This is a genomic window from Williamsia sp., assembly GCF_016462415.1.
Lineage (GTDB): Bacteria > Actinomycetota > Actinomycetes > Mycobacteriales > Mycobacteriaceae > Williamsia_A.
In genome coordinates this window covers 1-21,024 of record NZ_JAEMTF010000075.1, presented here as the reverse complement: position 1 = coordinate 21,024, position 21,024 = coordinate 1, and the positions used below count along the sequence as shown (strand labels likewise).

Below are 21,024 nucleotides of genomic sequence, written 5' to 3'. Positions count from 1 at the left end.
GCGCTCACATCCGGGCGTATCGCGCCATGACGAAGGCGTAGATGCCGTACGTCGCGACCCCGATCGCCGCGATGAACAGCAGGATCTGTCCGGCCGGGGCGGTTCCCAACGTCTTGACTGCCCCGTCGATGCCGGTCGCCTTGGAGGGATCGGCGCGCACCACCGCCACCCCGACGAGGAGGCCGGCTCCGGCGAGGACCAGTCCCTTGGCGACATAACCGACGACGCCGGTGGTCTGGACCGCCGGGTTGTCGGTGATGTTCAGGTCGTCCATGAAGTTCTTCGAGACACCCTTGTACACGTGATACGCACCGACACAGAAGATCACGATCCCGGCGACCACCAGCACGGTCTTGCCCAGACCCGACCCCATGAGACGCGCGCTGAGTCCGGCGTTCTCCCGACCGCTCGAGGTGCCGTCGCCGAGCGCGAACCGGACGGCGGTCCACGCGAACGCGAAGTACAGGACGGCCAGACTCAACGCCTTGCCGCGGTCGAGCAGGCTCGACGCACCCTCGTCGTCGGGCGTGTTCGGCTCGGTCGCGTGCACCCCGATCGCCGACTCGGCCAGACGCCACAACGCCATCGCGACGAACGCGGCCGCACCCACCCAGAGCGCCACCGTGCCGCCGGTCGTACCCGCGACCGTCGACAGCGCGCCCGACTGGTCGGCATTACCGCCGTCACCGACGGCGATCCGCACGATCACGTATGCGATGAGGATGTGCACGATGCCGCTGACGGCATGACCTGCGCGAGCGGCGAACTCGAACCATGAGTTGCCGGTCGCATCGTCGACCGCTCCGAACAGACCGCCGACACCGGATCCCCGCATCCGTTCACCCTAGGAGAATCGGACAGCGCGCGGGACCTATCGGCGTAGGCGCGGCTTGCCCAACGTGACACCGCGGTACCCGATCGTGCCGCCCCGGTAGGTCCCGTCGGGGAACAGCCGACGCAGTTCGTCGCTGCCCTGGGTGCTCACCCTGATCCGCGTGGTCGCGACGGTCAGGCGCATGTCGGCGACGTTCTCGGCACCTGTTATCCCCCGCGCACCGGTGGCGTCGACCTGCTCGATGCCGCTGATCGTGGGGGTGGGGATCTTCTTGGCGAACGACGAACCGAAGATCCGTGGGACCGACAGCGCCCGCTGCCGACCGGTGTCGCCGATCTGCGCGCTCACCGACCACCCGTCCCCGGCCGCGGTGAACGAACTCGACGCCACCGGGTCACCGGTGAACGTGGCGAGAACCTTGGGCAGCGCCCAGTTCTCCCGGCCGCCGCGCATCGTCGCCGCGGAGTCGACGGGCAGGAACGGGATGTGTCCGAAGACGCCGTCGGGACGGGCGTAGACGATCGCGCCGCCCAGCTCGTTGTACGTGCCGACGGGGGTGTGGCTGTATCGGACGCCGAACCCGAGACGCAGCAACGGCCGGGCGCGACGGGCGAGGGCAGGCGGCAACAGGTCGCGGTCGGACCTGCTCGCACGTGCGGAGAAGAAGAATCCCGTGCCCTCGATCAGCCACGGCGCCGGGCTGCCGGTGTCGGGCAGGGCGTCGTTCATCGCCGCGGTGGCGACAGCCTCGGGGATCGCGGACGTCAGATCGCGCCATCGCGCCTCGGTGATCATGAACTCACCATGCCAGATGACTGACACAAACCGCCAGCTTTGTTTCTTTGACGGGGCTAACGGATACCGAAGCGCTGGTCCAGGAGTTGGACCCGCCCGACGGCACGCGACCTGTCGGGGTCATCGGGACCCAACAGCGTGGCGAGCAGACGCCACGCCGCCGCGTCGTCCCGACCGTGCACCGACGCGGTCCATGACCGCAGTGCCGCCCGGTCGGCGCCGGCGATGACCGCCGAGCGGATGTCGCTGAGCAACTCCTCGAACACCTCGACGACGCCGGGCGCGCGCGACTCGGCGAGGAGCCCGCCCCGACCGAGCGCCGAGATCGCTCCCGCCACGTCGCCGTGGCGGACCCGATCGGTGATGCGATCGACGTCGGAGACCACCGGGATCTCCAGGCGGTAGGGCCGCGACTGCAGGACGTGGGCACCCAGGTCGCGGCGCAGGCGGGAGATCTCCGCCCGCACGGTGACCGCGTCGACACCGTCGTCGGACAACGCCATCGCGAGCTGTTCGGTGCTCATGCCGTGCGGGTGCGTCGACAGCAACAGCAGGATCTCGGCGTGGCGCGGGGTCAGCCGGTGGTCGGTACCGTCGTCGGCGGCGAACTGATATCCCCCGGCGTCGAGAACCCGCAGACCCGCGCCCGACGCCCGCGCGGTCGTCCCGAGATCGACTCCGCCGTAACGGATCTGGAGCTCGATAGCTGCGACCACCGAGCGAACGGTCGACATCGCGAACGGTGCGGCCACCTGCCGACCACCGGTGACGTCGAGGACTCCGAGCACGTGGCCGGTCAGCGGGTCGTGCACCGGTGCGGCCGCGCAACTCCACTCCTGTACCGGCTCGGCGTAGTGCTCGGCTCCGACGATCTGCACGCCGCGGCCGACGGCCAGGGCGAGCCCGGGGGCGTTGGTGCCCGCGACCTCCTCGGACCACATCGCACCCTCGACGAAGTCGATGGCGGCTGCACGGTCGCGCGCGTCGCGATCGCCCTCGAGCCAGAGCAACCGACCGACCTCGTCGGTGAGGGCGACGACGACGCCCGCCCCGCCGATGTCGTCGAGCATCAACGACTGCACGAGCGGTCGGACGGCGGTCATGGGGTGGGCGGCGCGGTACTCGGCGAACGCGGCAGCGCTCATGTCCGACACGGCGGTCGCAGTCGGATCGACACCGCCGCGCAACGACCGCATCCAGGAGTCGCGGACCACCGATCGGACCGAACCGTCCGAGGTCCGCCCGTCGCGGAAGCGCTCGTAGGCGGTGCGGATACGTGCGAGGTCGACGTCTGCGTCATCGATCCCCGACGTCTGCGACATTGCTCCTCCACCCTCACGCTCGATGGACGCCATTGTGCCCGAAAAGTACGCCTGAATGTGGCGTGGCCCACTTCCCGGGCGGCGGGGCCCTAGACGGCGTTGCGCGAGATCAGCACGTCGGCGGCGTCCACCGACACCGCCCCCACCCGCCGCATGAACTTCGCGACGCGGGGCAGGACCTCGGCCTCGCGGTGTACCGCCGCGTAGATCAGCCAGCGCGCGGCCTCGGTCGCGGTCAGCGCGGGCGCCTCGGTGTACTCGTCGGTGGGTGAGATCATCGGGGTCCGAACCAGCGGGAAGTACACGGTGCTCACGACGATGCCGGTTCCGCGGAGTTCGGCGTTGATGCTCCGGCCGAACACCGTGATCGCCGCCTTCGACCCCGCGTACGCGGAGAACTTGGGCATCGCGCCCATCGGGATACCCCAGGTGGAGACGTTGATGATCTGACCGCGCCCGCGGGCACGCATACCGGGTAGGAACCCGAGCGTGAGCTGTACCGGGCCGAAATAGTTGATCGCCATCGTGCGCTGGTAGTCGTGGAGTCGGTCGACCGAGTCGAGCACATCGCGGCGGATCGAGCGGCCCGCGTTGTTGACCAGGATGTCCGGGCAGCCGTGCTCGGCCAGTACGTGATCGATCAGTCGCGCGATGTCGTCGGTGTCGGAGAGGTCAGCCGGGGCGGTGTGTGCGACCCCGCCGGCAGCACGGATACGTGCCGCCACCGACTCGAGCTCGTCGATCCGTCGGGCGACGAGGACGACCTGGGCGCCGGCCTGCGCATACATCTCGGCCGCCTCCGCGCCGATGCCCGACGACGAGCCGGTCACGAGGATGAGCTTGCCCTTCAGCTCCGCCTCGGCGTCACGGGTGAGGTCGACGAGATCGCGCGCGGTCCGGGGCCGTTGCATCGCCGTCCGCACCACACGGTTCGTCAGCGAGGTCACTGGATTTGCCATGCGCCGACGGTAGAACACCGGCGCGATCCGACCCCGTCACACCCGCGCGCACGCCTCCGTACGGCGGTACAGTGATCCTCCGCCTCGAAGCGCCGCTGACCAGACCCGGAGCGTCTCGATGAGTCCTGACGACACGACCGCGCAGATCCACGTCTCCGTCGACGGTCCGTACCTCGTGACGGCCGACGTCGAGATCCTCGACGCCGACGGCCACCCGATCCACACGCGTGGCCCGGTCACCCACCTCTGCCGCTGCGGTGGATCGCGCAACGCCCCGCTGTGCGACGCGACGCACGGGTTGAAAGGGTTCGACGGCACCGAGACACCCGGGGCGTCTGATGCGATCGACACACCCGACACGGAACACGCCGCCTGCACCCCATGCATCCGTGCGCTCGTCGACGGACCGCTGCAGCTCGTCGGCGACGTCGAGGTCATCGGATCGGACGGCGATGTCCACGACACCGCCGGGCGCCGAGCACTCTGTCGCTGCGGACGATCGCGGACCAAACCGTTCTGCGACAACACGCATCTGCGAGTCGGTTTCCGCGACCCGGTCCCCGAGGGCGAGAGTCGTGAGCCACCGACGCTGTACGAGTGGGCGGGCGGGATCGAGGCGCTCGAACGTCTCACCGAGCGCTTCTACGGGGATCTGCTGAGCGAACCCGACCCCATCCTGGAGCCGGTGTTCCGTGGGATGGATCCGGGGCATCCCCGTCACGTGGCCGCCTGGCTGGGCGAGACGTTCGGTGGGCCGGCGGCGTTCACCGTCGAGCACGGCGGATACGAGCACATGGTGTCCAGGCATCGTGGTCTCGCGCTCACCGAGGAGCAGCGACGGCGCTGGGTCGAGCGCATGTGTGCGACCGCCGACCTCGTCGGACTGCCCGCCGACCCCGACTTCCGCGCGAACTTCGTCGGATACCTCGAATGGGGCACGCGCATAGCGGTGTTCAACAGTGCACCCGGCGCCACCGTCATCGAACACGCACCGGTCCCGCAGTGGGGCTGGGGCCAGAGTCCGCCGTACACACCCCAGCCGTGGGAAACAGGGACACTGGACTGATGAAGACGATCCTCAACATCATCTGGCTGGTGCTCTGCGGCTTCTGGATGGCGGTCGGTTACGTGCTGGCCGGCATCGTGTGCTGCATCCTCATCATCACCATCCCGTTCGGCATCGCGTCGTTCCGCATCGCGAACTACGCGCTGTGGCCGTTCGGCCGGACCGTCGTCCGCGATCCCCGAGCCGGCGCGGCGTCGGCGATCGGCAACATCATCTGGCTGATCTTCGCGGGTATCTGGCTGGCGATCGGACACGTCGTCACCGGCATCGCCCTGTGCATCACCATCATCGGCATCCCACTGGGCATCGCCAGCTTCAAGATGGTGCCGGTATCGCTGCTCCCCCTCGGCGCGCAGATCGTCCCGTCGGACGCACGCCTCGCACCGCCGGCGACGACCCCGGCCGTTCGGTACTGAGCACCGTCGCCGGTCAGACAGCTGGATCGACGATGCAGCGTATTCTTTAGGTATGCGTACAAAGGATGATCAGTGGTCCATCACCGACAGCGTCGGACGTACCGCGCTTCTCGTCGCACTCGGCCGGGCCCTGGAGACCCGCAGCGACTCCGCGCTGATATCCGATCCCTTCGCTGCGCAGTTCGTCGCCGACTCGGGTGAGACCGACCTCGCACCCGAGCACATCGAGGCGCTCCTCGACGCCGATGACGACCCCACCCTGACCCGGGCGATCGACTTGCTCCGCAACATGATGGCTGCCCGCACCCAGCGCATCGACGCGGCACTGACCACTGCCAACGCCCACGGCTGTCTGCAGGTGGCGATCCTCGCCTCGGGCCTCGACGCCCGCGCCTACCGGCTCCCGTGGCGGGCCGGGACCACCGTCTTCGAGATCGACCAGCCCGCCGTCCTCGACTTCAAGAATCGGACGCTCGAGCGTCTCGACGCCACCACGGAGGCCACGCGGGTCACGGTGGCCTGTGATCTGCGCGAGGACTGGTTGTCCGCGCTGACCGGTGCCGGCTTCCGATCCGACCGCCCGACGGTCTGGCTCTGCGAGGGACTGCTGCCGTACCTGACCTCCGCCGACCAGGAGCGGCTGCTGACGACGATCGGGGCGGCGGCTCCCGCCGACAGCGTGTTGGTCTTCGACGTTCCGCGTGCGTCGTTCGATCTGAGTCGGATGGACTTCCAGGCGCAGGCCTTCGGCGTCGAGATCGACGAGTTGATGCTCGATGTCGGCGAGTTCGCGGCGCAGGACTGGCTCGAGAACAACGGCTGGACAACCGACTCCGATACGATCGGCGCCCTGCTCACGTCGTACGGCCGGTCCAGTGTGGTGTTCACCGAGCCGACCACGGACACCGACCCGCAGGCGGCCGGCACTGTCGGCGACGCCATCGATCTGGTTGTCGCACATCGGCGCTGAGCGTCACCCAGCGTTCATTCGTGCGCCGCGCGCGGGACACCGACGTGCGTCATAATTTCTCAATGCTAACGAACTTGTGGGCGCGTCCCGCCTCCTCCCGGACCACCGTCTCCCGCGTCGGCGTGCTCGCCGGACTCGTCGCCGCCGGCGCGATCGCGGTCTCCACCCCCGCAACGGCCGACGCCGCCATCTCGTCGTGCGCGCTCTCGTCGCTGCCCGCGCAGGCGACGCAGACGGTGAACCTGATCCACAAGGGCGGACCGTTCCCGTACCCGAACAACGACGGCGTGGTCTTCACCAACCGCGAGGGCATCCTGCCCGCGCAGTCGTCGAGCTACTACCACGAGTACACGGTGCCCACCCCGGGCGCGACCAACCGCGGGACGCGCCGGATCGTCACCGGCGGAACGCCACTCACCTCTCCCCCGCACTACTACTACACCGGCGACCACTACGACTCGTTCTGCTCCATCACCGGTGCGTGACCGGAGCGGACGTGACGGTGCGGGATACTCGCCGTCATGACTGCTGACCCGGTGCGCTACGAGATCGACGGCTCGGCCATCTCCTCGACCGCCGATTTCTACACCGAGATCGGACGCGCGGTGAACGGCCCGGGTGGCTACTTCGGCTCGAACCTCGACGCTCTCGCAGACTGCCTACGCGGTGGTTTCGGCACCCCGGAGTCGGGGGAGTTCGAGTTCGTCTGGCGGGACAGCGCCACGACACGGGCACAACTGAGCGTGTCCGGAACCGACGAACCACCGATGCTCGACCGGATCGTCGAGGTGTTCTCCGACGTCGGTGTTCCGCTCGTTCTGAACTAGGCCGCAGGACCGCCGGCGCGGAGTTCGCGCACACTGTCGATCGTGTCCGCCTCGGCGGCGGTCTTGTCGGGTCGGTATCGCAGCACTCGCGCGAAACGCAGTGCGACACCACCCGGGTAGCGGGAACTGGTCTGCACACCGTCGAGCTCGATCTCCACCACGAGGTCCGGGTGCAGGTAGACGGTGTGCTGGTCGCGCTCGCGTTCGTGACGGACGAACTCCTCGGTCTGCCATCGCAACAGCTCGTCGGTCAGCCCCTTGAACGTCTTGCCGACCATGATCGGGGGTCCGCCGTCGGGGTCGCGGGCACCGAGGTGCAGGTTCGACAGCCACCCGGTCCGCCTGCCGTACCCCCATTCCGCGCCCAGCACGACCAGATCGAGGGTGTGCTCCGGTTTGATCTTCAACCAGCTCTTGCCGCGTCGGCCCGCCGCATAGACGGAGTCCAGCGACTTCGCCATCGCGCCCTCGTGGCCGGCGTCGATGGCCGCCTCGAAATGGGCCTGGGCCTGTTCGGCGTCGGGACGGATGATGGCCGGGATCCGGTGCTCACCGGCGACCGCATCCAGTGCGGCGATGCGTCGCTCGAGCGGCTCGTCGAGCAGGTCGACGCCGTCGAGGTGCAGGCAGTCGAAGAAGTAGGGACGCAGCAGGAGGTCACCCTCGGCCGAACCGAACCGGCTCATCGTCTCCTGGAAGGGTCGGGGACGTCCGGAGTCGTTGAGCGCCAGGGTCTCTCCATCCAGCACTACCGAGGTGCACGGCAATGCACGCACCAGCTCGACCAGCTCGGGCACCGAGGAGGTGATGTCGCGAAGGGTGCGGGTGACGATCGTGACGTCGTCGCCGTCGCGGTGGACCTGGATTCGGGCGCCGTCGAGTTTGTGCTCCACGACGAGGTCGGGACCGAGCTGTGCGTGGGCGGCGGCCATCGACTCACCGGGGGAGGCGAGCATCGGACGGATCGGACGTCCCACCGTGAGACGGAACGCGGCGAGCGCGTCGGCCCCGTCGATCATCGCCGCCCGCGCCGTCGCCCCGAGGTCGCCGGAGAGCATGACGGCACGCCGGACCGCAGCCTGCGGGATCTGCGATGCCAGCGCGATGGCGTCGGTCGCGACTCCCTCGAGCGCACCCTGCCGGAGCTCACCGGTGATGAGGCGGACGAGGAAGTCCTGCTCGTCGGCGGTCGCGGCACCGAGCAGCGACACCAACGCCTCGCGACGACGTGCGGTGGACCCGCTCCCCGAGATGGTCGTCAGCCCGGTCAGCGCGGCATCGACATCGCCCACCGACAGCGACGTCTGGGCGGCCGGGTCCGGTCGGGCCGCCGACAGCGTCCGCCACCCGATCCCGATGCGGCCCTGCCGCAGCTCACCCGACAGCCATCCCACGACCGGGTGGATCTCGTCGGGACCGGCCGCGGCGATCAGTTCCGCCACCGCGGCGATCTTCGCCTTGCGGCCCGGGGTCGATCCGACCACACGAGACGTCTCGATCACATCGGCCAGGCGCATGCGTCAGAGCTTCTCGACGACCTCGGTGATCTGTCTGACCGTCTTGCCCGCGATCTGCTGGAACACCAACCACATGACCGGCTCGGCGATCTTGGCCGCGCCCTTCATCGACACGTTTGCGCGGTAGGTGATCTCGGTACCGCCACCCTTCGCGTCGGCAAAGGAGAGGTCGTCGCTGGTCACGGCGGTCTTGTTCTGACCCTCGAAGCGCAGCCGGTCGGCGTCGTCGCGGACGAGGGTGTAGTCGAGCTCGGTGGTGACACCGACGAGCTTGGAGGTGTTGTGCCAGACGGTGCCGAGCGCCACCGGGCCGGGGCTGGTCTGGACGTTGTCCTGGCTGCCCGGGTCCCACCGGGTCGCGTTGGCGAAGTCGCGGAGGTATCCGACCACCGTCGCGCGGTCCTTCGCCACCGTGAACGTGCGTGCTACCTGGACCATCGGTCTCCTCGGGTCGGTGTCGTGCTCAACGGTCGCCGGATTCGGCGATCTGCGCTTCGACGTCGGATTCGCTCGCGCCACCGGCGACGACGAAGATCCGCTCGCCTGCGTGCGCACCGTTGACCCAGGGACCGTCGTCGGTCTCCTGCCAGTCGATCAACTTGCCGTCGCCGTCGAACGCGAGTGCGGACCGATCCGGGTACTCGCCCGCGATCTGGGCGATCGTGTGGGCGACGGCCTCGGTGTCTCGTGCCATGGGTCAGCTCCCTCTCGACGCGTGTGTCGTCGACAGTACCCACCGGCGCCCGGCCCCGAGTGGACGCGAACTCTCAGAAGTCGCGGACGCTGCGTTCGCTCGCCGGCTCGAAGTCCGGGATGCGACGCGCGGTGTCGACCACGGAGTACCCGGACGCATCGCCGTTGAGCGACACCGACGGTCGGCCGTCGACGCCCACCGGGATGTCGCCGGCCAGGGTCACCCGGTTGACCTTGCGATACGCCGAGCCGAAGTCGGCGACGCCGTAGTGCTGAGTGGAACGATTGTCCCAGATCGCGATGTCGCCCGCGTTCCAGTTCCACCGGAACGTGTTGTCGGGGCGCTCGATCCGTGCCTGGAGCAGTCGCAGGATGTCGGCCGTCTCGGACGTCTTCAGTCCGACGAAGGACTCCACGAAGTGGCCGAGGGTCAGTGCCCGCTCGCCGGTCTCGGGATGAACGCGCACCACCGGGTGCTCGGTGCGGAAGATGGTCTTGTGGAACTCCGCGCGGTACGCGGGGTCGCTGCTGTCGCCGACGGTGAGGTGCTCGGCGTAGTCGTAGTCGTTGGTGTGCACGGCCCGCAGGTTGTCGGCGAGCACCCGTAGCGGCTCCGGCAGAGCCGCATAGCCGGCCACCGTCGACGCCCACATCGTCGCTCCGCCGTACTCGGGCTGGACCACGGCGCGCAGGATCGACATCTTCGGGATGCGATCGACGAAGGTGACGTCGGTGTGCCAGGAGTTGGCCGCGCCCTCGAGGGGCAGCAGATCCTCGCCGCGGGACAACACCGTCGGATGCGCCTTGGTCGGGACGCCGAGGCGCTGTCCGAAGGCGTACTGCGCGTCGTCGTCGATGTGGTGCTGACCGGTGATGATCACGGCCTTGTGGACGGCGACGACGCGGGCGATCGCGGCCACCGTGGTGTCGTCGAGATCGGCGTCGATGTGCAGTCCGTCGATCCGCGCACCGAGATTGTGTCCGAGTTTGGTCACGCGGAACGGCGTGTGCGAGGAGGACTGGACTCCGGGGGTGTCGAGTATCGCGGTCATGATCGGCCTTTCACATAGCTATCCAGCCAGTTTCGCCGTGGGGCGCACGGTCCCGAAAGGTTTGGCGCATACTGATCGCAACCCGGCCGCTCGAAGGATCCTTCGAGCCCGAACCATCTGAGATGCACGTCGAGCCCCCGGCGGATCGCAGATCACCCACTCGCGTGAATTCGACGGTTCCACCCCGCTCCAGGGCTTCAGCAGTGAGGATCGACTCGTGGATTCAGTGTGGAGCTATTTCACTGATCATCGCCGACAGCTGCTCTTCGACTCGTATCAGCACGTCAGCGCGGTGGTCCAGAGCGTCATCCTCGCGACCCTGATCGCCCTCGTCATCGGTATCGCGTCCTATCGCAGCGCCACCGCATCGGCGTTGGCCAACTCCGTCTCGTCGGTGATCCTGACAATTCCGTCATTTGCCCTGTTGGGGTTGCTGATACCGATCTTCCATCTCGGTGTCACGCCCAGTGTGATCGCGCTGGTCCTCTATTCGCTGCTGCCGATCATCCGCAACACCATCGTCGCGCTCTCGTCCATCGACCCGGCGCTGATCGACGCCGCCCGCGGCACCGGGATGTCGCGCGTGCAGACGCTCTACCGCATCGAACTGCGGCTCGCCTGGCCCGCCGTCCTGTCCGGCATGCGGGTGAGCTCGCAACTCGCGATGGGCATCCTGGCCATCGCCGCATACGCCAAGGGGCCCGGGCTGGGCAACCTCATCTTCTCCGGGCTCGCTCGCGTCGGCAGCCCCACCGCCATCCCGATGGCGCTGACCGGAACCATCCTCATCGTCGTCCTCGCCCTGCTTCTCGACGCCGTCTACATCCTGATCGGCCGCCTCACGACGTCGAAAGGACTACGTGACTGACATGACCACCTCCCAGAAGGCAGTTCCCCAGCGCAGCGAGCACGCAGCGGGGGTCGACATCGTCCTCGACTCGGTGACCAAGCGGTACCCCGGTCAGAAGGCGGCGGCGGTCGACGACTTCTCGTTGACCATCAACGCCGGCGAGATCGTCGTGTTCGTCGGTCCCTCGGGGTGTGGCAAGACCACCACGATGCGGATGATCAACCGGCTGATCGAGCCCACGTCGGGCTCGATCTTCATCGGCGGCAAGGACGCACTGTCCATCCCGGCCAACGAGCTGCGCCGATCGATCGGCTACTCCATCCAGCAGGCGGGTCTCTTCCCGCACATGACGATCGCCCAGAACGTCAGCATGGTGCCGAGTCTGCTCAAGTGGGACAAGAAGAAGACCGCGGCGCGCACCGAGGAGATGCTCCACCTCGTGGGCCTCGACCCGGCCGTCTACCTCAACCGTTTCCCGCGTCAGCTCTCCGGTGGTCAGCAACAGCGTGTCGGCGTCGCCCGTGCGCTGGCCGCCGATCCCCCGGTGCTGTTGATGGACGAGCCGTTCGGTGCCGTCGACCCGATCACGCGAGCCTCGTTGCAGGACGAGCTGATCCGGCTGCACGCCGAGATCGGTACGACCATCGTGTTCGTCACCCACGACTTCAGCGAGGCCGTGAAACTCGGCGATCGCATCGCCGTCCTGGGCGACCGCTCCACCGTCGAGCAGTACGACACCCCCGAGGCGATCCTGGCCAACCCGGCCACCGAGATGGTCGCCGGATTCGTCGGCAGCGGCGCACTTCTGCAACAACTCGGACTGGTCCGGGTGCGCGACGTCGACCTGCAGCAGCGCCCGACCGCACACGAGAGCGACCCGGTCGAGGATCTCGCACGCGCCATCGACGGGACCGACGACAACTGGGGGATCATCCTCGACGATCGCGACCGCCCGGTGCGCTGGGTACGCGACCACCACCTGCGCAACGCTCGATCGTTGCGCGACACCGGAGTTCCCGCCGACCTGGTGTCGATGTCGTCGACGCTGCAGCAGGCGCTCGAGGCGATCCTGTCCACCGGTTGCGTCTCGGCCATCGTCACCGGCAAGAACGGAAGGTACGAGGGCGTGGTGATCATCGAGACCCTGATGGCGGCGATCCGCGATCTCCGCGAGGAGACCGGACCCGACGCCGACGCCACCCGGGAACCGGCGTGACCACCGCCACCGTCGACGACGAGGTCGCCAAGGGCGAGGGCAGGCTCCGTCTGTTCATCCAGCCCGTGCTCGTCCTGATCGTCGCTGCGGCGGTGTTGATCTGGGCGTTCACCCGCGACCTGACCGCGACCCAGAAGGAGACGATCAACGGCTCCTACGTGAGCTCGCTGGTCTGGCAACACCTCGTCATCAGTCTGGTCGTGGCCGCGATCGTGGTGGCCATCTCGGTGCCCCTCGGAACCGTGCTGAGCCGCCCGCGATTCCACCGGCTCGCCCCGGTCGCCATCGCGATCGCCAACATCGGTCAGGCCACCCCGGCCATCGGACTGCTCGTCCTGCTCTTCCTCTGGACCGCCACCACCGGGTTCTGGATCGGTGTCATCCCGATCGCGATCTACTCGCTGCTGCCGGTGCTCGCCAACACCCTGCTGGGTTATGAGCGGGTCGACCCCGCCGTCATCGACGCCGGCCGCGGGCAGGGCATGTCGAAGACGGGAATCCTGGTGCGCCTGGAGTTCCCGCTCGCCATCCCCTACATCCTGGCCGGGTTGCGGACCTCGCTCGTGCTCGCGGTCGGCACCGCCACCCTGAGCTTCCTCGTCGACGCCGGTGGCCTCGGCATCCTCATCGACACCGGCTACAAGCTGCGTGACAACGTCGCCCTGGTCCTCGGCAGCGTGTTGGCCGCCTGCCTGGCCCTGATGGTCGACTGGGTGGGCGCATTGGCCGAACGCTGGCTGGGACCAAAGGGACTGCGAGTATGACAACCACTGTGACACACCACGATCACCGATCAGGGCGTCTACGCCGCGCGCTGCGGGCGACCACGTTGCTGGCCGCCGTCGCGTCGATGACCGCCGCGATCGGCGCCTGCGGACTCGCCTCGGGCAGCACGCCGCCGTTCACCGTCGGGGCCGGGTCGATCAAGAACATCCCCGCCCTCGACGGGGTCAAGGTGACCGTCGGCTCGAAGGAGTTCACCGAACAGGTCATCCTCGGCTACATCATCGAGTTCTCGTTGATGGCCGCAGGCGCCGACGTCCGCGACCTCACCAGCATCGTGGGGTCGCGCAGTACGCGTGACTCGCAGACGCAGGGACAGGTCGACATCACCTACGAGTACACCGGCACCGGGTGGATCAACTATCTCGGCAACGAGAAGCCGATCCCGGACTCGCGCAAGCAGTTCGAAGCGGTGCGCGACGAGGATCTGAAGAAGAACAACATCGTCTGGACCGCGGTCGCGCCGATGGACAACACCTATGCGCTCGCCGCGAGCCCCGAGGTCGTCAAACGCACCGGCGTGAAGACACTGAGCGAGTACGGCGCCCTGGTGAACAAGGATCCGGCCGCCGCGCGCACCTGCCTGGAGACCGAGTTCCGTAGTCGCCAGGACGGTTTCCCGGGCGTCGCGAAGACCTACGGGTTCCCGGTGACCAAGGCCCAGGTGTCCATCCTGCAGACCGGCATCATCTACCAGGCCACCGCCGACGCGAGTCAGTGCGCGTTCGGCGAGGTGTTCACCACCGACGGTCGGATCAAGGCACTCGGCCTGCAACTGCTGACCGACGACAAGCAGTTCTTCCCGCACTACAACGCCGCGATCGTGATGCGGGAGGCCTACGCGAAGGAACACCCCGACATCGAGAAGGTGATGACGCCGGTGTCGGACAAGCTGACCAACGACGTGATCACCGACCTGAACCTCCAGGTCGATGTCCAGGGCAAGGAGCCGGCCGAGGTCGCACGCGACTGGCTGGTCAAGGAAGGGTTCGTCAGCCGCACGGGTTCCTGAACGCCCACCCGGCTCCGTGGTTCGAGAGCGGCGTCAGAGCCGACCGAGCGGGACGGGCTCGGCGGCGCCGTCGGCCGAGACGCGGACCGCATGGTCCACGTCGTGCAGCCCATCGGTGCCGATCATCAACGCCCCGTCGGAGCGTTGGACGATCGTCGTCATCCGGCCGTCCCGGCTGAGCAGCTCGATGACGCGTTCACCGGCCTGCCCCATCCCGTCGACGAGGACACCGGCGTGCCCACTGAGTCCGATGACCACGGTCTGCACTTCCGAACCGGTCTCACCGGTCGTCACACGGTTGTCAGTCACTCGATGTCTCCGTCACGCGTCGCTCGAACCCGAAAACCCGACACGGTAGCGAGGCCCCCCGAACGCGGCCCGTGCACGTAATTCACTATCAGCAATCGACTATAGCCCCGCCCGTACAGCTGTGTTGTCGATCGCTCGACGGACATGCTGATCATTCGTCCGGTCGGAGTCGTCGACGCCGGGCAGCAGGGCTATGTGCACCGACACCGGTTCCACCCCGAGGAGTCGGACGTTCATGGCGTTGAACAGCCTCAGCGGATGCCAGGCCACGACGGCTCGCTGACGTGCGAGCACGTCGTCGTCGGGGAGAACGGTCGCGATCCCGGCCACCCATCGATAGCGCAGACCGCATCTGATCCGGACCCGCACCCGCGGATCCGCGAGAACGTTGCGTACGTACTGGGCCTGCACGCCGTGTTCGGCGATCACCCAGAGGTCGTTCCCCGTGCGACCGTTGCCGACCGGTGTGCGCCGCGGACAACCGGTCCGCCGGCCGCGGGTCTCCAGCACGACCAAGCCCAGCGGGTTGACGCCGACGCCGTACAGGGCTCGCACCAGCGGATTGAGCGCACGGCGCTGCACCGTCCGCACGAGTCGGAGCTTCGCCCGTGGACACACCACCGCAGCGACGACGAGACCGACGAACACGACCGTCTGCGCGAGCGGCGCCCACAGACCCCCGGTCGGATCGATCACGTACGGCCCCCATGACAACGCGAGCGCGCCCGTCAACGCCGCCCACGATCCACGAAGCTGTGTCATACATCTGTATGTGTTCATACAGATGTATGATCCTCTTCATGGCGGTGAAGTCAAGACCTGATCCGGCCCGGTCGATCGTCGATGCACTTCTGGACGTCGTCGCCGAGCACGGGCTGGAGCGGGCGACGGTCCGGGAGGTCGCCGCAACCGCGGGTGTCGCGATCGGCACGGTGCAGCATTACTTTCCGACCAAGGACGCCATGGTGGTGGGTGCCTTCACGGAGGTCGTGGCTCGAATTCGTCGGCGCGTCGACGCGGTTCCGCTCAGCGATGATGTCGAGTCCGATCTGCGCGCGGTTCTCGGCGAGCTCCTTCCTGTCGATGCCCGGCGTCAGACCGAGGCCCGCATCCAGCTCGCGTTCGCCGCTCGGGCAGCGGTCTCACCGACCTTGGCGGCTCTGCAGCGGGAGGTCCTCGACGACGTGCGCGCATCGCTGGCTCTCGCCTTCGAACGACGGAGCGGCCGGCGCGATCCGCGTCGTGGCCATGACGCCGCGGCCGCCGCGCTGGCCCTCGTCGACGGTCTGGCCATGCATGCCGTCTCCGCGGGCGGTCAGACCGACGTCGACGCGCTGCGACGCCCCCTCGACCTGATGCTCGCTGCGTTGCTGACCTGAGACTCGTGTAGACGTGGAGACATCTGTCCCGTCCCGACCGAAGGGGGCTCGACCCGTGCGAACCCGCCGCACCCTGGTGGCCCTGCTCGTGACGATGCTCGGGGTCGCGGGATGTTCACTGTTCGCCGACGACCCCTCCGACACCTACACCGCGCTGGGCACCGCCCTGTCGAACGGGGATGTCGACGCCGCGGCCGATCACACCGACGACGCGGCAGCGGCACGTGCGGCGATGACCTCGATGTACGCCGGGATGGGGTTCGGCGATCGCGCCGCCGCGCAGAAGGCGGGCAAGAAGGTGAGCGTGCGGGCCGAGGGCGTCGACGAGAAGTCCGGGCGCGGCTCCCTGGAGTTCCGATGGACCTTCGGGCCGGGCAAGGAGTTCGCCTACCGCACCGAGGCGACCGCGACCGATGACGACGGCTGGCGGGTGCACTGGGATCCGACCCTCCTGCATCCCGCGCTCACGCGCGCGCTGAGTTTCCAGTACTCCGACGACAAGGATCTCGAGACCCCGGTGACCGACCGCCGCGGTCTGCCGCTGCTCACGTGGCAGACCGTCGGCGTCGTGACCGTGGCGCGTGATCAGGCCGCCGCGCGATCGACCGCCCTGGCCCAGATCCTGAACCGGATCGACCCGTCCATCACCGCACGGTCCATCCGTGCATCCGCCGACGCGGCCACCTCCGACGCCGTCACGGTCGTCACCCTGCGGGCGAACGACCTGGCGAGCGTGCGCGATCGGCTACGGGCGGTACCCGGCGTCTCGGTCAGCGAGCAGGGGAAACTCCTGACCGTCGACCGCTCACTTCGTTCCCCCGCGCTGGCGCAGATCCCGGATCGCTGGAACGACCGCATCACCGCGAGTGCGGGATGGTCGGTGGACCTGGTCGACGGAGCCGGCACCACCGTCGACCGGTTGGCCACCCGCGCACCCGGCGACGTCGAAGCGGTGCCGCTCACGATGGACCTGCGACTGCAGCGACTGGCGCAGCGGGCGGTGTCGGTCGAGGCGAGACCGACCGCGTTGGTGGCGATCTCCGCGTCCACGGGCGGGATCCTCGCGGTGGCGCAGAATCCGGCCGCCGACCGCCAGGGCCCGATCGCGCTGTCGGGTCTGTATCCGCCCGGGTCGACGTTCAAGACGGTGACCACCGCGGCCGCGCTGGACTCGGGCGATGTCACCTCGAGCACACCGCTGCCCTGCCCCGGTCGCGCCACGATCGAGAACCGCACCATCCCGAACGAGGACGAGTTCGACCTCGGCACCGTGCCGCTGCGCACGGCCTTCGCGCAATCGTGCAACACCACCATGGGCGCCCTCTCGGACAAACTGGGTCCGACGGCGTTGCGTGACACCGCCGCCCGATTCGGGATCGGCGTCGACTTCGTCGCACCCGGGATCACCACGGTCACCGGAAGCGTGCCCGCCGCCGACACCCCGGCGCAGCGGGTCGAGAGCGGCATCGGTCAGGGACAGGTGACGACGAGTCCGTTCGGGCTCGCCGTCGCCGAGGCGAGCCTGGCGCACGGTTCGATGATCCTGCCGTCGCTGCTGTCGGGTCAGACCACGACCGCCGACCAACGTCCCACCGCCCTCGATCCCGCGGTGGTGTCGCAGATCCGGTCGATGATGCGCGACACCGTGACCGTCGGCACCGCGCGCTCATTGCGCGACATCCCCGGCCTCGGCGGTAAGACGGGTACCGCCGAGTTCGGCGACAACACCAGTGCTCACGGGTGGTTTGCGGGCATCCTCGGCGACGTCGCGTTCGCCACACTCGTCGTCGGCGGCGACTCGTCCACCCCGGCGGTGACCGTCTCGGGACAGTTCCTGCGTGCGTCCACAGGCGACTGAGGTCTCCTTCGGACCCGTCTGAGGCGTCGCTCACGTTTGTGCCATCGGCGACTGACACCATCAGCGCTGTGAGATAGTCGGAGCCATGAAATCGCCTGGTCGGAGTGCACCGTCCCCGACATCTCCGACGACTGCCCTCGCCGAGGCATCGGACACCCGCCCCGCCATCGGCGTGACCGTCGTCGTCGACACCGGCGACGGATCGAGTGCCCGCGGCGTGATCGTGGACGACTTCGGTGACCTGGCCGGCACACCGGTCGGGATCGGCACCGAGCGTGTGGCGACCGCACGCCGCTGGGCAGTGGACGTCGACGGCGGGCACATCGTGTTCGTCGACGACTCCGCACTCCTCGAGATCCACCCCGACGAGGCGTCCGCCTCCTAGCCCGACGCCTCCGGCTCGTCGGTGTCGGGGGTGACACTCCCGAGATCACGGCCGTGCAACCTCGCGGCCGCCAACACCCAGCTGCCCTCGGGATCCTGCGGGTCGTGGCCGGTCAGCTTGGCCACCCGGGCCAACCGGTAGGCCACGGTGTTGCGGTGGATGTGCATGCTCTGCGCCGTGGCCAGTTGATTGCACGCGTTGTCCAGGAACGTCCACAGCGTCTCCTGTGCGACCGAGTCCGCGCGCAGTGCGTCGCTGACCCGTTCGAGGTAGGGATGCGCCGGACGAGCGGTCGCGACCACGTACGGGAACAACACGTCGTCGCCCACACAGAGACTGTCGGGGCGATCGAGCAACTGGGCTGTGCGACACAATGTCTGGGCCTCGATGCGCGCCGCGGGGATGCCCGTCGGGGTGGCCGGCGCGGACACTCCGGCCCAGAAGGTCGGGGATGCGATCGAGAGGTCGGGCCGGGGGATGAAACCCTCGAGGACCTCCACCGCTGCTCGACCGTCGACGTCGGACGCGGTGACCGGGATCAACGCCGTCCATCCCGACGTGTCCGACACCGTCAACGCACCGTCGTCCGCCGCGGTCCGGGTGTGGATCTCGCGCAGGATCCGCGGATCGCTGTCCGGCGCGGGTTCGAATGCGGCCACGACGTAGGCCTTCGCCAGCGGACCGGCGCGATCCAGTGTCCCGGGCGGCGGTGAGGCACCGCTCAACAGCGCCGTCGCGACCGCGCGCTTCGCGTCGCCTCTCGTCCACACATGGTCGGAGACGATCAGCGGACTGCACGCCACCGCGATCCGGCCGGTGACGGTGGTCAGGTACCGGACCAGCGCTGCGGCGGATTCGAGCATGAACTCGTTGCTCTGCTCAGCCAGTTCCGCGGTCAGCTGGTCCCAGATCATCGTCGCGCCGCCCTGGTAGACCGCCAGGATGTCCTCGAGGGGAACGCCGTCGCGCTGACGCATGAGCGCCAATTCGATCAGCGGGCCGAGCTCTTCGGTCGTCGGCATCGTCCGCGTCTGCAGGTAGCGGAAGTACAGGTCCACGTTGAGACGGGTCCCGTGCACCATGTCGTGCTCGACGAGGGCGCTCGGGGCGTTGTCGTACGCAGGCACCTCGGATGAGAAGCCGTTGATCACGGTGTACGCCTGCTGGTGCAGGCGACGGATGACCTCGGTTCGCCCCTCCATCGATCTCTCCCCCCGGCCGCCCCACCTTGGGCGCACGCACATCCAGTGTCGCCAATTCTTTGTGGAAGTGCCAGTAGTCCACCGGTGGACCCGTGCGGTGGTCTGTGTCGTGCACATCACATCCACGCCATCGGGGGCCACCATGCAGCGCACAGTTCTCATCCGACGCGGCTTCGCCGCAACGCTCCGTGCGTGCACCGTCGTGCTGCTCGTCGCCGTCGCGGCGATGACGTCGACCGGCGCGGCGCGCGCGGCGCCCGCCGCACCGCCGCGACCGGTGACGGTGACCCCGGCCCTGCCCTTCCCCATCCCACCGACCCTGCCTGAATTCGACACCGGGTTCTATCGGCCGGCGCAGGCGGTGGTCGACGCCCGGCGTCCCGGCGAGATCATCGCCGCGCGACGGGTCAATCTCGCCTACAACTCGATCCTCCCGATCACCATCGACGCCTGGCAGCTGTCGTTCCGGTCGACCGACACCCACGGACGGGCGATCCCGGCGGTGACCACCGTGATGAAACCGCGCGGCTCGAGCGCGCGGCCACGACCGTTGCTGTCCTACCAGTCGGCCGAGGACTCGCTGGGCCAGTACTGCCGGCCGTCGTATGTCATGCAGCAGGCGTCGTTGGGGATCCTGGCCGGCGCCGCCGAGACCAACTCGCTGTTCGTCGTGCCGATCGCCGCGATGGAGATGGGCTGGGCGGTGGCCGTCACCGACACCCAGGGTCCACGCCAAGCGTTCGGCGCCGGGCCCCTCGAGGGGCGCATCACGCTCGACGGTATCCGCGCCGCCGAGAACTTCGCCCCGATGCGGCTGTCGGGTGCAGCGACGAAAGTCGGGATGGCGGGATACTCCGGCGGCGCGATCGCGACCGGGCACGCGGCGGAGTTGCATCGCAGCTACGCGCCCGAGTTGACCATCGTCGGCGCCGCCGAGGGCGGGATACCCGCCGACGTGGGTGCCGCGCTGAGGATGGCGAGCAACAACGCCGGATCCGGCATCATCTTCGCGGGCGCGATCGGCGCGAGCCGTGAATACCCGGAGCTGGCCGACCTGTTCCGTCGGTACCTGACGCCGTTCGGTCGCGGATACGTCGCCGCGAAGGAGAACCTCTGTCAGATCCCGACCGCAGTTGTCCTGCCGTTCGTGAACCTCGAGGGGATGTTCTCGATCCCACGGCCGTTCGACGATCCCCGCGCCAGACGTGTCATCGACCACATCGCCATGGGCCACTCGGTGCCCGACATGCCGATGTTCATGCTGCACTCGAACCCGGACTGGCTTGTCCCGGTCGGACCCGTCAACGCGCTGGTGCGGAAGTACTGCGCGGATCCGACCGCACAGGTGCAGTACCTCCGCGACAACTTCAGCGAACACATCAGCCTCGACCTCTTCGCTCTGCCGCTGTTCCTGAGGTTCCTGAAGGACCGATTCGACGGCGTCCCGGCCCAGCGGGGCTGTACGACCTCCGACGCCGGTTCGGTGCTCCTGGCGCCGCAACTGTGGAGCACTCTGCTGCCCGCCATCGCGCCGGTGATCCTCGACCTGCTGGGCAAACCCGTCGGACGGTGATCAGA

24 protein-coding genes are annotated in these 21,024 nt (G+C 68.4%); 13 read left to right on the top strand and 11 right to left on the bottom strand.

All coding sequences use genetic code 11. The features are described from left to right. Positions 1–4 precede the first annotated feature (4 nt). From JHC79_RS16680 to JHC79_RS16665, 4 genes are all read right to left on the bottom strand, one after another. A complete protein-coding gene (locus tag JHC79_RS16680) occupies positions 5–835 on the bottom strand; it encodes a DUF1206 domain-containing protein (RefSeq protein WP_296392831.1) in 831 nt (276 codons plus the stop codon). A 36-nt stretch (positions 836–871) separates the two neighbouring features. Next, positions 872–1,630, bottom strand: coding sequence for an acetoacetate decarboxylase family protein (locus JHC79_RS16675; RefSeq protein WP_296392829.1), 759 nt, complete (start codon positions 1,628–1,630; stop codon positions 872–874). Between the two features lie 56 nt (positions 1,631–1,686). Further along, the gene (locus JHC79_RS16670) at positions 1,687–2,952 is read right to left on the bottom strand and encodes a GAF domain-containing protein (protein ID WP_296392827.1); all 1,266 of its coding nucleotides are present in this window, start codon (positions 2,950–2,952) and stop codon (positions 1,687–1,689) included. An 89-nt stretch (positions 2,953–3,041) separates the two neighbouring features. Beyond that, positions 3,042–3,911, bottom strand: coding sequence for an SDR family NAD(P)-dependent oxidoreductase (locus JHC79_RS16665; protein ID WP_296392825.1), 870 nt, complete (start codon positions 3,909–3,911; stop codon positions 3,042–3,044). Positions 3,912–4,029: 118 nt separating this feature from the next. Between JHC79_RS16665 and JHC79_RS16660 the strand changes: the two genes are divergently transcribed. The 5 genes from JHC79_RS16660 (at position 4,030) to JHC79_RS16640 (ending at position 7,190) form a co-directional block, all read left to right on the top strand. Beyond that, on the top strand, positions 4,030–4,977 hold the full coding sequence (locus tag JHC79_RS16660) for a CDGSH iron-sulfur domain-containing protein (RefSeq protein WP_296392823.1): 948 nt from the start codon (positions 4,030–4,032) through the stop codon (positions 4,975–4,977). Next, positions 4,977–5,393: a YccF domain-containing protein gene (locus tag JHC79_RS16655; protein ID WP_296392821.1), complete on the top strand. Its 417-nt coding sequence runs from the start codon at positions 4,977–4,979 to the stop codon at positions 5,391–5,393. The genes JHC79_RS16660 and JHC79_RS16655 overlap by 1 nt, the downstream gene beginning before the upstream one ends. Before the next feature lie 52 nt (positions 5,394–5,445). Then, positions 5,446–6,363: an SAM-dependent methyltransferase gene (locus JHC79_RS16650; protein WP_296392819.1), complete on the top strand. Its 918-nt coding sequence runs from the start codon at positions 5,446–5,448 to the stop codon at positions 6,361–6,363. Between the two features lie 62 nt (positions 6,364–6,425). Then, a complete protein-coding gene (locus tag JHC79_RS16645; protein WP_296392817.1) occupies positions 6,426–6,848 on the top strand; it encodes a ribonuclease domain-containing protein in 423 nt (140 codons plus the stop codon). 36 nt (positions 6,849–6,884) lie between these two features. Continuing rightward, on the top strand, positions 6,885–7,190 hold the full coding sequence (locus tag JHC79_RS16640; protein WP_296392815.1) for a barstar family protein: 306 nt from the start codon (positions 6,885–6,887) through the stop codon (positions 7,188–7,190). Here the strand turns inward: JHC79_RS16640 and JHC79_RS16635 are convergent. From JHC79_RS16635 to JHC79_RS16620, 4 genes are all read right to left on the bottom strand, one after another. Next, positions 7,187–8,707 (bottom strand): ATP-dependent DNA ligase, encoded by a 1,521-nt coding sequence (locus JHC79_RS16635; RefSeq protein WP_296392813.1) that lies wholly within the window; start codon positions 8,705–8,707, stop codon positions 7,187–7,189. The genes JHC79_RS16640 and JHC79_RS16635 overlap by 4 nt on opposite strands. A gap of 3 nt (positions 8,708–8,710) precedes the next feature. After that, positions 8,711–9,145, bottom strand: coding sequence for an SRPBCC family protein (locus tag JHC79_RS16630; RefSeq protein ID WP_296392811.1), 435 nt, complete (start codon positions 9,143–9,145; stop codon positions 8,711–8,713). Positions 9,146–9,170: 25 nt separating this feature from the next. Continuing rightward, positions 9,171–9,401, bottom strand: a complete 231-nt coding sequence (locus tag JHC79_RS16625; protein WP_296392809.1) for a hypothetical protein — start codon at positions 9,399–9,401, stop codon at positions 9,171–9,173. A gap of 73 nt (positions 9,402–9,474) precedes the next feature. After that, positions 9,475–10,452 (bottom strand): TauD/TfdA family dioxygenase, encoded by a 978-nt coding sequence (locus JHC79_RS16620; protein WP_296392807.1) that lies wholly within the window; start codon positions 10,450–10,452, stop codon positions 9,475–9,477. A gap of 217 nt (positions 10,453–10,669) precedes the next feature. Here JHC79_RS16620 and JHC79_RS16615 point away from each other — a divergent pair, with 217 nt between their 5' ends. The 4 genes from JHC79_RS16615 (at position 10,670) to JHC79_RS16600 (ending at position 14,313) form a co-directional block, all read left to right on the top strand. Beyond that, positions 10,670–11,320 carry an ABC transporter permease gene (locus tag JHC79_RS16615; protein WP_296392805.1) on the top strand — a complete coding sequence of 217 codons (651 nt, stop codon included), beginning with the start codon at positions 10,670–10,672 and terminating at the stop codon, positions 11,318–11,320. 1 nt (position 11,321) lies between these two features. Continuing rightward, the gene (locus JHC79_RS16610) at positions 11,322–12,518 is read left to right on the top strand and encodes an ATP-binding cassette domain-containing protein (RefSeq protein ID WP_296392803.1); all 1,197 of its coding nucleotides are present in this window, start codon (positions 11,322–11,324) and stop codon (positions 12,516–12,518) included. After that, the gene (locus JHC79_RS16605; RefSeq protein ID WP_296392801.1) at positions 12,515–13,282 is read left to right on the top strand and encodes an ABC transporter permease; all 768 of its coding nucleotides are present in this window, start codon (positions 12,515–12,517) and stop codon (positions 13,280–13,282) included. Before JHC79_RS16610 ends, JHC79_RS16605 begins: the two co-directional genes overlap by 4 nt. Positions 13,283–13,368: 86 nt before the next feature. After that, positions 13,369–14,313: a glycine betaine ABC transporter substrate-binding protein gene (locus JHC79_RS16600; protein WP_296392836.1), complete on the top strand. Its 945-nt coding sequence runs from the start codon at positions 13,369–13,371 to the stop codon at positions 14,311–14,313. Positions 14,314–14,346: 33 nt separating this feature from the next. Here JHC79_RS16600 and JHC79_RS16595 read toward each other — a convergent pair whose 3' ends face one another. Then, positions 14,347–14,622 carry a hypothetical protein gene (locus tag JHC79_RS16595; RefSeq protein ID WP_296392799.1) on the bottom strand — a complete coding sequence of 92 codons (276 nt, stop codon included), beginning with the start codon at positions 14,620–14,622 and terminating at the stop codon, positions 14,347–14,349. Between the two features lie 99 nt (positions 14,623–14,721). After that, positions 14,722–15,384, bottom strand: a complete 663-nt coding sequence (locus JHC79_RS16590; protein WP_296392797.1) for a nitroreductase/quinone reductase family protein — start codon at positions 15,382–15,384, stop codon at positions 14,722–14,724. A 38-nt stretch (positions 15,385–15,422) separates the two neighbouring features. Between JHC79_RS16590 and JHC79_RS16585 the strand changes: the two genes are divergently transcribed. From JHC79_RS16585 to JHC79_RS16575, 3 genes are all read left to right on the top strand, one after another. Continuing rightward, a complete protein-coding gene (locus JHC79_RS16585) occupies positions 15,423–16,001 on the top strand; it encodes a TetR/AcrR family transcriptional regulator (protein ID WP_296392793.1) in 579 nt (192 codons plus the stop codon). Positions 16,002–16,095: 94 nt separating this feature from the next. Continuing rightward, positions 16,096–17,859, top strand: coding sequence for a penicillin-binding transpeptidase domain-containing protein (locus JHC79_RS16580; RefSeq protein ID WP_296392833.1), 1,764 nt, complete (start codon positions 16,096–16,098; stop codon positions 17,857–17,859). Between the two features lie 85 nt (positions 17,860–17,944). Next, positions 17,945–18,244 carry a hypothetical protein gene (locus JHC79_RS16575; RefSeq protein ID WP_296392791.1) on the top strand — a complete coding sequence of 100 codons (300 nt, stop codon included), beginning with the start codon at positions 17,945–17,947 and terminating at the stop codon, positions 18,242–18,244. Here the strand turns inward: JHC79_RS16575 and JHC79_RS16570 are convergent. After that, positions 18,241–19,446, bottom strand: coding sequence for a CdaR family transcriptional regulator (locus tag JHC79_RS16570; protein ID WP_296392789.1), 1,206 nt, complete (start codon positions 19,444–19,446; stop codon positions 18,241–18,243). The genes JHC79_RS16575 and JHC79_RS16570 overlap by 4 nt on opposite strands. Positions 19,447–19,555: 109 nt before the next feature. Here JHC79_RS16570 and JHC79_RS16565 point away from each other — a divergent pair, with 109 nt between their 5' ends. Next, complete coding sequence (locus JHC79_RS16565; RefSeq protein WP_296392788.1) at positions 19,556–21,019, top strand: lipase family protein; 1,464 nt, start codon at positions 19,556–19,558, stop codon at positions 21,017–21,019. The last annotated feature ends 5 nt before the right edge of the window (positions 21,020–21,024 follow it).